This is a genomic window from Mycobacterium sp. 3-98 (assembly GCF_035918355.1).
Classification (GTDB): domain Bacteria; phylum Actinomycetota; class Actinomycetes; order Mycobacteriales; family Mycobacteriaceae; genus Mycobacterium; species Mycobacterium intracellulare.
In genome coordinates this window covers 4,371,091-4,384,038 of record NZ_CP142360.1, presented here as the reverse complement: position 1 = coordinate 4,384,038, position 12,948 = coordinate 4,371,091, and the positions used below count along the sequence as shown (strand labels likewise).

At 65.9% G+C, this 12,948-nt stretch carries 9 protein-coding genes; 4 read left to right on the top strand and 5 right to left on the bottom strand.

The annotated features are described in order from the left end of the window. Positions 1 to 2 precede the first annotated feature (2 nt). Positions 3 to 1,907 carry a YhgE/Pip domain-containing protein gene (locus QGN30_RS20500; RefSeq protein ID WP_029385645.1) on the top strand — a complete coding sequence of 635 codons (1,905 nt, stop codon included), beginning with the start codon at positions 3 to 5 and terminating at the stop codon, positions 1,905 to 1,907. 8 nt (positions 1,908 to 1,915) lie between these two features. On the opposite strand, the gene QGN30_RS20495 is transcribed toward QGN30_RS20500, so the two are convergent. Beyond that, entirely contained in the window at positions 1,916 to 3,073 is a 1,158-nt protein-coding gene (locus QGN30_RS20495; protein ID WP_009957681.1) for a Zn-dependent alcohol dehydrogenase, read from the bottom strand. Further along, a complete protein-coding gene (locus tag QGN30_RS20490) occupies positions 3,070 to 4,302 on the bottom strand; it encodes a cytochrome P450 (RefSeq protein ID WP_014941546.1) in 1,233 nt (410 codons plus the stop codon). The genes QGN30_RS20495 and QGN30_RS20490 overlap by 4 nt, the downstream gene beginning before the upstream one ends. A 312-nt stretch (positions 4,303 to 4,614) precedes the next feature. Here QGN30_RS20490 and QGN30_RS20485 point away from each other — a divergent pair, with 312 nt between their 5' ends. From QGN30_RS20485 to QGN30_RS20475, 3 genes are all read left to right on the top strand, one after another. Next, positions 4,615 to 5,571: an alpha/beta hydrolase gene (locus tag QGN30_RS20485; protein WP_008255011.1), complete on the top strand. Its 957-nt coding sequence runs from the start codon at positions 4,615 to 4,617 to the stop codon at positions 5,569 to 5,571. Positions 5,572 to 5,793: 222 nt separating this feature from the next. Next, positions 5,794 to 6,945 carry an acyl-CoA dehydrogenase family protein gene (locus QGN30_RS20480; protein WP_043955648.1) on the top strand — a complete coding sequence of 384 codons (1,152 nt, stop codon included), beginning with the start codon at positions 5,794 to 5,796 and terminating at the stop codon, positions 6,943 to 6,945. Further along, complete coding sequence (locus tag QGN30_RS20475; protein ID WP_009957678.1) at positions 6,942 to 8,186, top strand: acyl-CoA dehydrogenase family protein; 1,245 nt, start codon at positions 6,942 to 6,944, stop codon at positions 8,184 to 8,186. The genes QGN30_RS20480 and QGN30_RS20475 overlap by 4 nt, the downstream gene beginning before the upstream one ends. Here the strand turns inward: QGN30_RS20475 and QGN30_RS20470 are convergent. From QGN30_RS20470 to QGN30_RS20460, 3 genes are all read right to left on the bottom strand, one after another. After that, entirely contained in the window at positions 8,183 to 10,150 is a 1,968-nt protein-coding gene (locus QGN30_RS20470; protein WP_038535627.1) for a SpoIIE family protein phosphatase, read from the bottom strand. The genes QGN30_RS20475 and QGN30_RS20470 overlap by 4 nt on opposite strands. A 405-nt stretch (positions 10,151 to 10,555) precedes the next feature. After that, a complete protein-coding gene (locus tag QGN30_RS20465) occupies positions 10,556 to 11,764 on the bottom strand; it encodes an amidohydrolase family protein (RefSeq protein ID WP_008255021.1) in 1,209 nt (402 codons plus the stop codon). Positions 11,765 to 11,844: 80 nt separating this feature from the next. After that, entirely contained in the window at positions 11,845 to 12,888 is a 1,044-nt protein-coding gene (locus QGN30_RS20460; RefSeq protein ID WP_014941550.1) for a hotdog fold thioesterase, read from the bottom strand. Positions 12,889 to 12,948: the final 60 nt, after the last annotated feature.

The following is a 12,948-nucleotide window of genomic DNA, read 5'->3' as shown; positions in this document are numbered from 1 at the left end:
CGATGTTGGCTGGACTCGCCTTTGGCTCGGAGATCAAACGTTTCGGCCGTAGCCGCTTGACGCGCGTGGCGATCGTCGTACTGATGCTGCTACCCCTGGTGTACGGGGCGCTGTACCTGTGGGCGTTCTGGGATCCGTTCGGCCACACCAACAAGATGCCCGTGGCGTTGGTCAACTCCGATCGTGGTGCCGTCGTATCCGGGCAACAGTTCAACGCCGGCGCGGAGATCGCCAAGAGCCTTACCGCGGACGGCGGCCTTGACTGGCACGTCGTGGACCTAGCGGAGGCACGCAACGGAGTCGACCACGGCAAGTACTACTTCATGGTCGAATTACCGCCCGATTTCAGCGCGGCCATTGCGTCGCCGGTGACCGGGCAACCCAAGAAGGCCAACCTGATCGCCGTCTACAACGACGCCAACAACTACATCTCGACGAGTATCGGTCGTACTGCCATCGGCCAGGTGCTCAACGCCGTGTCCAGCCGGATCTCGGGACAGGCCGTCAATCAGATGCTGTCGGTGGTGGTTTCGTCGGGATCGGGGATCAAGCAGGCCGCAGACGGGGCCGCGCAACTCGACGACGGCGCCGGTCAGCTGGTGTCCGGCCTGGATACCGCGCGGTCCGGATCGGCAACGCTTGCCACGGGCGCCAAGCAACTGTCAGACGGAATCAACCAGGCCACCGACCCGCTGCTCGCGGTGACCAAGGCGGTGTCGCAAATCGGCGGCAGCACGCAGCAATTGCAACAGGGCGCGGCAGCTCTTGCGCAGGCCAACGACCAACTCGGTGCCATCGCCGGGGCGCAGGATGCCGCCGCAAACTCGCTGTCATCGGTGATCGACCAGCTCTCCGCACGACAGGATCCGCTGGCGAACAACCTGCGCGGCATCCAGGATCAGCTCCGGGGTCACCAATTCACGCCTCAAATCCGCCAGCAGCTCACCGACGCGCAGAACGCGGCGATCGCCATGACATCGGGGTTACGGAACCCGGGCAGCCCCCTGGGGTCGGCGCTCGATCAGGTCGGCAGCAAGGGACAGGAGCTGACGAACAAGCTCACCCAGCTGCGCGACGGAGCCCAGCAAGTCGCCACCGGCAACGCCGAATTGGCCGGTGGCATCGCCAAGCTCGACGACGGCGCACGACAACTCAAGGCGGGATCGGCCGAGCTGGCGACCAAACTCGCCGACGGGGCCAAGCAGGTACCCAACTGGACAAGCCAGCAAAAGGATGCGGTCGCCGAAACCATTGGTGGTCCGGTGCAACTCGAGGCTTCACATGAGAACGCCGCGCCCAACTTCGGCACCGGGATGGCTCCGTTCTTCCTCACGCTCGCCTTGTTCTTCGGTGCGTTGGTGCTGTGGATGGTGCTGCGGCCCTTGCAGACTCGCCCGATCGCGGCGGAGGTGCTCGCATTCCGCGTGGTGCTCGCCAGCTACCTGCCCGCCGCCGCGATCGCGCTATTCCAAGCCGTCATTCTCTACTGCGTGGTCCGGTTCGCCCTCGGTATGCACGCCGTCCATCCGGCGGCCATGCTGGGGTTCATGGTGCTGATCTCCGGTGCGTTCGTAGCCGCGACGCAGGCGATCAACGCGCTTGTCGGTCCAGCGGTGGGCCGGGTGCTGATCATGGCTCTGCTCATGTTGCAGCTCGTCAGTGCGGGCGGCATGTACCCCGTGGAAACCACGTCACGGCCGTTCCAGATCCTGCACCGCTTCGACCCGATGACCTATGGCGTCAACGGGCTCCGGCAGCTCATCCTGGGCGGCATCGACGCCCGACTATGGCAGGCGATCATCGTGCTGGCCGCGATAACCGCTGTCGCACTGGCGATCTCCTGCCTGTCGGCGCGACGAGACCGGCTCTGGAATCTCAGTAGGCTGATCCCCGCGATCAAGATGTAAGCAGGATTTCAGGCTATCCCGAAATCGATGATGCCCCGGACGATTTTGCCGTTGAGCAGATCGTCGTAGGCGTCGTTGACCTCGTCGAGGCGATAGCGCTTGGTGATCATCTCGTCGAGTTGCAACTGACCGGTCTCATACAGCCTCGCCAACCTGGCGACGTCCGCCTTCGGGTTACACGAGCCGAAGATGGTGCCCGCCAACGTCTTATTGGTCAAGATGAAGTCCTGCAGGTCGATCTTGACCGACCGGGTCAACTGCGACGTCATGCCGGTGAGCACACAGGTGCCGCCCTTGCGTGTGAGACGCACCGCATCGCGGACGTCCTCGGCGGTGATCAACGACGGCGAGACCACCACGGCGTCGGCCATCACCCCGTACGTCAGACCCCGCACCAGGTCCAGCGCCTCGGTCGTCGTCGCCACGCTGTGCGTGGCACCGAATTGCAAAGCCGATTTCTGTTTGAAGTCAACAGGATCGACCGCCACGATCTGCGCGGCGCCGTTGATCCGGGCTCCCTGGATGGCGCCCGTGCCGATCCCGCCGACGCCGATCACCACGAGGGTATCGCCGGCACGCATGTTGGACCGGTTGGCGACGGAACCGTATCCGGTCGGGATGGCGCACGACAGCAGCGCGCTCGAGGCCAGCGGCAGGTGTTGCTCGATCTTCACCAATGAATTCGTCGATACCACCGTGTGTTCGGCGAAGGCGCCGATCTTGGAGATGTGGCCCAGCTTCCGGCCGTCGGCCGTGTGGTGGCGGAACGTGCCGTCGGTGGGCATTCCCGGGACCATGGTGCCGATGCCCTGGTCGCAAAGGTACTCGATTCCGCTGGCGCACCAACGGCATTGGCCGCACACGGCGACGAACGACATCACCACGTGGTCGCCCGGCGCAAAGTCGGTGACGCCCGGGCCGACCTCACGCACGATCCCGGCGCCCTCGTGGCCGCCGATCGTCGGGAACATGGTGGGCAGGCCGAGGGATCGCATCACCTCATTGGGCGCCGACATGTCTCCTTTAAGGATGTGGTCGTCGGAGTGGCACAAGCCGGCGGCGGCCATCTGCACCAGGACCTCTCCGGCCTTGGGCGGATCCAGTTCAAATTCCTCGACCGACCACGGCCCTCCCACGTCGTGCAGGATCGCTGCGCGGCTTTTCATGCGGCGGGCGCGAAGGTGACCGGAAGCTTGTTGGGCGACCGGAAGGTTAGCCCGACGATCTTGGATTCCACGCCGGTGCCGTCGTCGGGGACGAACGCCAAATCCTCGACGCGATCGAACAGGCTGTTCAACATGACCCGCGTTTCCAGTCGCGCCAGATGCATGCCCAGGCACATGTGAATGCCGCCCGCGAAGGCGATGTGGGCCTGGCGCGGGCGGCAGATGTCGAACGTATCGGCATCGGTCCAGCGGGTCTCGTCGCGATTGGCCGAACCCATACACATGTCGATCTGGGCGTTGGCCGGGATTGTCTTACCGCCGATTTCGACCTCCTCGGTCGTGGTACGCATGACCGTGGTCAGTGGCGTTTCGAAGCGTAGGCCCTCCTCGATCGCCATCGGCAACAAGGATCGGTCCCGACGGACCATCGCCAGCTGCTCGGGGTGGGTCAACAGCAGATACAGCAAATTGCCCGACGAACGGTACGTGGTTTCCAGCCCGGCCGGAAGAAGCAGCCGCAGGAAGGCGATGATGGCCTCGTCGGTGAGCTTCTCGCCGTCGATCTCCGCGGCGACCAGGTCTCCGATGATGTCGTCGGTGAGCTTGCGCCTGCGCTGCTCGACCTGTTTGAGGAAGTAGTCGTAGAGCTCGTTGGCGGCGTTCAACCCCGCCTCGATGTCGGTCGGGATCGAGATGAGGTCGAGCGACAGGCGTCGGAACAGGTCGAGATCTTCGGCGGGCAGACCGAGCAGCGTGGAGATGATCCGCGTCGGGAACTCGAAGGTCACCGCCTTCACCAGGTCCGCCTGGCCGTCGTTCTTGATTTCGTCGACGAGCTGATCGCACACCGGCCCGATGACCGAGGGCTCCCACCGCGCCAGCGCGGTCGCACGAAAGGCTTTGGCCACCAGGTTGCGGTGGTCGTGGTGCTCCCTGCCGCCCATCGCCAGAATGGTGTGTCCCATCACCAGCCCGATGGTCTTGTCGTAGGCGGCCGACGTGAACACCCGGTCGTCGCGGAAAGCCTGGGACACAGCGTCGTAATCGAACAGGACCCATTCGTCGTCGGGCCGCAATTCCTCGGGCAGCTGTCCGGAATCGGCCAGGGAACCATGCCAGACCGGGTCCGTGCGCCGCATGTACTCGAAGAACGGATAGGGGCTGGTTTCACCGGTGAAGTCGAGCGGGGGCACCACGGGCTGACCGTTCGGGTCAGTGCTGAGCGTCATCAGCGCTTCCTCCTGAAAACAACCGAGTCAGGCCGTTCGCGCGGACCGATCGTCGACCGCGAGTCCACGGCGGGTGTGTACCGAGCGGAATTTAGCTATCATAGTATAAATAGCAACGAATCCCAACGGCTCGCGCGATCGCCACACCCCGGTTAGGCAATGCCGCAACGCGTTCGGCACGGCCGGTCCCGTTCGCCGCGCCGCCCCGGGGCTTTTCGCGCCAATACCTACCTCGTCTGCCTCCGGCCAAACGCGCAGGTCTACCTTGAAGGTGGTTTAGCGTGCATGACGAGCCGGAGAAAACGAATAGGTATGACACAGACGAACCTGGCCCGCCCACACGGCCTCACCCGCATCGACCCGGTACTGCGCGACGCCGCCGTCGAGTTGGGCGCCTTCGAGTTCCGCGCCGAGACACTGGCCGCCGAACGGGAGCACGCCAACCTGCTGGCCGCCCAGCGCGCCGCGGCGGCCGACACCAGCGGCGTCTCGATCGACTCCCGATCCATCGCCGGGCCCGGCGGTCAGCTGGGGCTCCGTTTGTACCGCGGCGACACCGAATCCCCGGCGCCCCTGGTGGTGTACGCCCATGGCGGCGGGTTCGTCACCGGCAACCTGGAGACGGACCATGCGCACTGCGTGGAGTTGGCCCGCGACGGCGGCTGTCTGGTGGTTTCCGTCGACTACCGGCTGGCGCCGGAGAATCCGTGCCCGGCGGCGCTGGACGACGTCGAAGCGGCCTTCCGCTACGTGGTCGACAACAGTGAAGAACTGGACGCCGACGCCGGCCGCATCGCGGTCATGGGGCGCGACGCCGGCGCGGCGCTCGTCGCCGGCCTGACCCAGCGCATGTTCGACCAGGAAGGTCCGGCCATCCTGATGCAGATCCTGCACCAGCCGATGCTCGACTCCGACGCCACGCCGTCGCGTCGCGAGTTCCAGCGCACCCCGGGCCTCAACGGCCCGGCCGTGAGCCGGGCATGGAATCACTACCTCGGCCACGCCAGCGCCAGTGGGCAACACGTCCCGGCGCACCGGGCAAACCTCGAGGGGCTGCCACCCACGTTCGTCAGCTGCTCCGAGATCGATCCCTGTCGCGACGAGGCCATCGACTACGCCAATCGGCTGCTGCACGCTTACGTCCACACCGAATTGCATGTGATTGCAGCGACCTTCAATGGCTTCGACTCGATGGTGCCGGATTGGATTGTTTCCCGGGAGAACCGGGCGTTGCACGCCCAGGCGGTGCGCCGCGTGTTCGCCATGTAGGAACGGCTCGTCCGGGTAAACGCGACGGCCCGCGCTGTTCGCCGAGGCGGAAACCTCGTCACCGCTTTTACCGACTGAACTCCGGTATCTCTTACCGTATTGCCCGTTGCTAACATCAGAAATGCCAGCCAACCGAGGACCGATCGGGCGGATGATCAAACACCCAAACCGTTTCCGTTGCACCCGCAGCGATCGAATGTCAAGAAGGATTCCCTCGGCACCATGACCACCATCGACTCCCCCGAAAAGGTCCTCTTCACCTCGACGACCCAGGCCTTTCTCGAAAAGGAAGCGCCGCTGCGCCGGGTGCGGGAGCTACACGCCGAGGGGGCGTCGTTTGACCCAGCGTGGTGGCGGCGCGCCGCGGAGCTCGGCTGGACGGGGCTGCTCGTTCCGGAGGAGCTGGGCGGCGGGAGTGTGTCGGAGAGCGGCTTCGCCGACCTGGCGATGGTCGCCGAGCAGCTCGGAAAGACGGTCGCGCCCGGGCCGCTGTATCCGGTCAGCACCGTCCTGTCGACGCTCGCCGAGTGCTCCAACTCCGAAGCGCACGCCGATGCCATCGAGGCGCTGATCGCGGGTGAATCGGTGGCGTCGTGGGCGGTTTGTGAGCCCGGCCAGGGCTGGGCGCCACTGGCTCCCGCGGTGACGGCGACCGAAACCGACGCCGGCTACCGCATCGACGGCGTCAAGGACCGCGTCGAGGCGGGCGCCCAGAGCTCGGCGCTGCTGGTGGTGGCGCGCGGCGGCCCGAATGGCGCTGAGATTCGCCAGTTTCTGGTCCCGACGGACGCTCCGGGCGTCAGCATCGAGCCCCAGCAGTCGGTGGACTTGGTCAAGCAATACGCCCGCGTGCGCTTCGAGGGTGTCGTCGTGCCCCGGTCTGCGGCCGTCGGCACCGCCGGTGAGACACCCGCACTGGTCGATCGACAAAGCCAGATCGCCCAGGTGTTGCAGTGCGCCGAGGTCGTCGGCGTCCTGCAAACGGTGTTTGACTTCACCGCCCAGTGGGCGCTGGACCGGCACACATTCGGTCGCCCGCTGGCGTCGTATCAGGCCCTCAAACACAAGTTCGCCGACATGAAGCTGTGGCTGGAGGCCTGCCGGGCGACCACGTGGGCGGCGGTGGACAACGTGGCGGGTCGCGCGCCGCAGGCGGGATTGTCGGCCAGCATCGCGAAGTCCTACGTGGGGGAGATGGCCGGCCAGATCGTCCAGGCCTGCGTACAGATGCACGGCGGCATCGGTGTCACGTGGGAGCATGACCTGCACCTGTACCTTCGCCGGGTTACGTTGTACCGCAGCATGTTTGGTACGCCCGAGGAACACAACCTGCGGGTGTACGAGTTCGAAAAGGCGGGTCGTTCGGACAGATGACGCACACCGAATCTGTCGCAGAGTTCGCCGCCCGGGCCAGGGCATGGTTGGCCGACAACATGCCCGCCATCGACCGCGACGCCCCACCACCGGCCCCGCGCGACGACGAGCGGGCCTGGCTGCGGGCCCGAGAACTCCAAAAGCGCTTGTACGACGGCGGATTCGCCGGCATCTGCTTTCCCCGCGAGTATGGCGGTCTGGGGCTGGACTACGAATACCAAAAGGCATTCGACGCCGAAACCCTCGACTACGAAATGCCCCTGATCCTTAACACCCCGACGTTCACCATCTGCTGCGCAACGCTGCTCGACACCGGCAGCGAAGACCAGAAGAAGCAGCACATCGCCGCGGCGCTGCGCGGCGAAGAGGTGCTGGTGCAATTGTTGAGCGAACCCAGCGGCGGATCGGACCTGGCCGGCGTGCTCACCCGGGCCGAGCGCGATGGCGACCGTTGGATCATCAACGGCGCCAAGACGTGGAGCACGAGCGCGTTCGCCGCCGATTACGGCCTGTGCCTGGCCCGCACGAATTGGGATGTGCCCAAACACGAGGGCCTGACCATGTTCCTGGTGCCCATCTCTCATCCGGGAATCACGTTGCGGCACATCACCATGCTGAGCGGTTCCACCGAGTTCTGCGAGGAGTTCCTCGACGGAGTCGACGTTCCAGACGACGCCGTTGTCGGGGAGGTCAATGGCGGCTGGGCGGTGGCCTCGCGACAGCTGTACCACGAGCGCCGCGCAGTGGGGCAGGGCTCGGAGTTCGCCAGCGGCGGCGGCAGCGAGGGAGGCAACGCGATCCCGGTCGACTACGTCGGCCTCGTGGAGAAGACCGGACAGGCCGACGACCCACGCGTGCAGGAAAAGGCCGGCAGGGTCCTGGTGCACCGGGCGGTGGCCGAGCAGTTGATCGGCCATGTGTACCGCAGTGTCAGAGACGGCGTCCTGCCGCCGGCGGCCGGAACGCTCATCAGACTGTTCCACTCCGAAACCGTGACCACCGACGTCGACACGGCGCTGGAGATCGCGGGAAGCGCCGGCGTTGTGGGGGAGCCGGGCGCGGGCCTGGAGGCGGGGCTGCGCTACCTGTCGCGGCAGACGGTCGCGATCGGCGGCGGCACAACGGAAATGGCCCGCAACGTGATCGGCGAGCGGGTGCTGGGCTTCCCCCGCGAATATGCCGCCGACCGCGGGGTGCCGTTCAGCCAGGTACGGCATGGCGAGCGGTCCGAGCGGTCCTAGCCCTCGGCGACGACGTTCTCGGCCAGACCGCTGACCACCGGGATCTGCACCAGTGACAAGACGTGGTGCGCCGGGCTTCCCGGCGGGGCCACCAGCACGTACTCGCTGCCCTGTCGTTGTGCCCGCTCCCGCGCGGCGGCAAGGGCGCTGACGCCCGACGATCCGAGGTGGGTGACCGCGCTGAGATCGATGGTCAACGGTGCGACGCCGGAACGGCTTTCGACCGCGATCTGACGGTCCAGCGTGGACGCGGTGTTGGAATCGACGTCGCCGCTGACCACGATGCGGCCCGGTTCGGTGACCGCGGAGACGAATTCGGAGTTGACCGTCCGCTGACGGGTCGCGTGGCTGACCAGCGAGTCGGTAACGAAGTCCGCCGGCCGCGACAGGTGGTGCGTCACCCGCGCGGTCGTCCCATCGGGGCCGTGACTGACGTGCGCCTCCGACACCAAGGCTTCGGCCATGGCAAGGCCGCGGCCGCGGCCCGTTTCGCCTTCGCGGTGATCCTTCCACCGTCCGCGGTCGATCACCGAAATGTGCAGATCGCCGTCGCCGGACAGCATCGCTTCGACGTCAACGCCGTCGGAGACGTCGGTCGCGTACCCGTGCTCGACCGAGTTCTCGACGAACTCCGAGATCGCGTGCACGACATCGGAGATGTCGTCGGCGGTGGCGCCGATCTCCGCCAGCCACTGCCGGAGCCGAGTGCGTACCGCGCGGGCGGCGTGCAGGGTTGCGTCCAGCGTCATGTGCAGCGGCGCGGGTGGAGTGCGGCGTTGCGCCGCGAGCAGTGTCACGTCGTCGCTGTAGCCGGTCGAGCGCAGCAGCAGTTCCAGTGTCTCCGAACAGATTCGGTCGATCGCTCGCATCGATGATTCGATGACGAAGCCGCGTTGGCCGCCGGCGATATTCGCGGCCAGTTCGGCGAATTCGGCGGTGCTGGCGCCCAGTGGCCGGCCGGGCCGCTCGATCAGGCCGTCGGTGTACAGCAGGATCGAGTCGCCCACATCGAGGAACTCGGTGCGGACCGGAAACCCGGTGCCGCTGCCGAGCGGACCCGCGCCGGAAGGCTCGAGATAGCGCGAGGTCGCCTCGGACGTCACCAGCAGCGGCGGCGGGTGTCCGGCGGTGCAGTAACGGAATTCGCCGGTGCCGAAATCGAGCGCGCCGACGCAAATTGTGGCCGTGTTCGACCCGGGCACGTGCTTGCGGAACCGGTCGACGGCCTCGAGCGCCTCGGCGATCGGATATCCCGCCACGACCTGCATCCGCAGCGCGGTCCGCAGCTGCGACATCACTGCCGCCGCTTCGACACCATGGCCGACGACGTCACCGACGACGAGAACCAGCCTGTCCCCCAGGGGAATCGCATCGAACCAGTCGCCACCGGCCGCGGTGTCCTCCGCGGCGACGAGATACTGCGCCGTCACATCCGCGCCGGGAATGACGGGCACCGACGGCGCGAGCAACGCCTGCTGCATGACCGTGGCGGAATCGCGGACGTTGCGGTACCGCTCGGACAGCTCCTCGAGGCGCGCCTCGGCGGCCATCCGCGTTTGCACCCGGTCTGTGACGTCGGTGAACGCCAGCTGCACGCCCTCGATCGTGCCGTCCTCGGCGCGGCGTGCCGTGACGATGAAGTCGAAGAAGTGTTCCTGCGCCTGCCCCGCGCCGTCGAAGTCGGCTTGGACCCGCCACTCTGTTCCCGATTGCGGCTCGCCCGTTTGGTACACCCGGTCGAACATCTGGATGATTTCCTGGCTCACCAGTTCGGGATAGACCTCGCGCGTCAGCAGCCCGATCGAGTCGATGGGCGGACTGAGGACGCGGTACGCCGCGTTGACCGCGACGAATCGGTGCTCGGGCCCTTCAAGGCCGACCAACAGCATGGGGACATTCTCGAAGACGCGCCGCACGTCCTCGGCCGCGCCGACCGTTCGGTCCCAGTCCTTTTCGGCCACCATCTGGCCGTTCCTCCTCGCAGTTTTCGACGGGCCTGCGGGCTAATCAGAGTCGTAACCGGGTCAAATCAAGCGACCAATTTTGCACACGTAGATGTTCAGATTAGCAATGGTATTAGTTGCATATCGCAACGGTTTGATACCGGAGTGTTACATCCGGCGAATTCGGCGACGCGCAAAATTGACGTTGCCGAAAATCGAGATAGCCATCGGCGGTGGCGCGCGGGTGCGGAAACGCGTTGCACGAGTGCGCCATCGGCGGCGCCACGCGGACCCGTCACGTCATGCCCACACCCGCAATCAGGTGGATCGACTACGCGCTGCCAACGTGCGAGTGCGCGATGGCCGCCCAAAGCAACGGGCGCACATCATGTTTCGGTCGTCCAGCGGACTGCGCCCGGCGCGCAATCAGGCCGAGACGGGCTTCTTCGACGCCGGCGCGGAAACCTTCATCAGCTTCATCAGGTTGCCGCCCATGATCTTTGCCTTGTCCTCGTCGCTGAAATCGGCCAGCTCGTCGACGAACGTGATCGGGTCTTTCAGGCCCTCGGGGTGCGGCCAGTCGGATCCGAAGACCACCCGGTCGGTGCCCACCATGTTGACGATCTCGGTGAACCGGTCTTCCCAGAACGGGCTGACGTAGACGCACCGCTTGAACGTCTCGATCGGGTCCTCGGTGAACGCCTGCGGCATCTTCTTGTAGACGCCCTTGAGGCCCCGGAACAGGGTCGGCACCCAGTCCGCGCCGTTCTCGATGGACAGTATCCGCAGGTCAGGGTTGCGGGACAGCGCGCCATGGCAGATCAGGGCACCGAACGCATCCTCGATGGGGCGATGGCCCATGGCCAGGCTGCGGAAGGCGGTCGGCTTGAACGGCAGGAACTCGTCGCCCGGCTCCCAGATGTTGAGCAATTCGGAGTAGCCGCTGTCCGAGGCGTGCATCGAAACGGGGATCTCGGCCCGCACGCAGGCCTGCCAGAACGGGTCGAATTCTTCGAGCCCGAACGACCGGCTGCCGCGGTAGCCGGGCACCGGCGCGGGACGCACCAGCACCGTGCGGGCGCCGCGCTCCAGGCACCACTGCAGTTCCTCGAGCGCACGGTCCACGATCGGCAGGGTGATCACCGGGGTGGCAAAGATGCGGTCCTTATAGTTGAACGACCATTGCTCGTACATCCATTCGTTGAGGGCGTGGATGACGTCATGGGTCATCTCCGGGTCGTCCTTCATGCGCTCCTCGACCAGGCTGGCCAGTGTCGGGAACATCAGCGCGAAGTCGATGCCGAGCTCGTCCATGACCTCCAGGCGCGCGCCCGGTTCGCGGAAGGCCGGGATGGCTTTCATTGGCTCGCCGAGGATTTCGCGATAGCTCTTGCCCTGTGAGCCGTTGCGGAAGTAGTCCTCCTGGGCGCCCGGGCGTGCCACCACCTCGAACGTCGGGTTGGGGATGTATTCACTGATGTGGCCGCGCACCACGATCTTGGTGCGGCCGCGCACCTGGACGTAGTCGATGACGTTCTTGCGTTTGTCCGGCAGGAACTTGGTGAGCGCCTCCTGCGGCTCGTACATGTGGTTGTCCGCATCGAAAACGGGGAAGGGAAGCTCGCGAGACGGCATGGCGATCTCCTTGCAAATGGTCTAAATTCTCATTGCGTGGTAACGACGTTACCACCGCTGGGCGGCGAGGGACACCCGCGTTATTCGTCGGCCCACGGCCCGATCGTCGGCGTCGCGCCGTTGATGATGGCGAAGTTCACGGTGGCCGTGGCGAGCAATTCGTCGTCGTCGTCGCCGTCTCCGTCGCCGAAGATGTCCACCTGCATCACCATCGCCCGTCGTCCGGATCGCAACACCTTGGGCACCGCGAACGCCGAGCCCTGGCGGACGGGCCGCAGGTAGCGCACAAACAGATCCGAGGTCGTCATCGTGGTGCCCGGCTCCAGGTAATCCAGCCCGAATTGGCCGCCCGCCACGTCCACCAGCGTCGCGATCAAGCCGCCCTGCAGGGCGCCCGACGTGTTGACGACTTGCGGGCTGACCGGCATGGTCATCGCGAACTCGCCGTTGCGGCTGCCCGGGCGCATGCCGATCTGAGCGAACAGCTCGGCCAGCGACGGGACCGTCGACTCTTCGTCCGTCTCGCGGATGCCGAGCGCGCGGCTGCAGAAGTCGTAGAGGTGGCCCGTATCCACGGGTGCGCCGTTCAATTCCGAACCCAGCCAACGCAATCGCTGCGCGCCCATCACCGTCTGCATGACGATGGCGGCGGCCGCACCGACGTCCAATCCGGGGTTGAAGACGCCCTCGGTGATGCCCTGCCCGACGATGTCGCGAGTCAGCCGGTGCAACGGTGTGAGCACCCGGGCGTAGTCACGGGGACGAGTCTCGGCCAAGTGCTGGTTGTAGAGGGTCAGCGCGCGATTCAGACTGTCCTGGGTGCTCGATTCCGGTTGCTCGCTGAGCCGATCGATCAGCAATTTCAGCGCCGACGTGCTGTCCAGTCCCGCGGTTTCGGCGCGCCAGGCCTGAACCGATTGAGCGATGGTTCTGTCGAACAGCGCCAGAAGTAGTTCGTCCTTGCTGGCGAAGTGTTGGTAGAAGGCCCGCAGCGACGTCTTGGAGCGGGCGACGACCTCCTGCACGGTGAAGTCGGTGCGTCCCGTCTCGCCCAGGATCGCGACGGCGGTCTTGATGAAGCGGTCGCCGCGCGTCACTTCGGCTTCGTCATTGGGGGCGGTCATCGGCGCTGTTCCCTTCCGTGGCGCAGTCCTTACGCTCTGAGAATGAGGTTACCGCGTCCT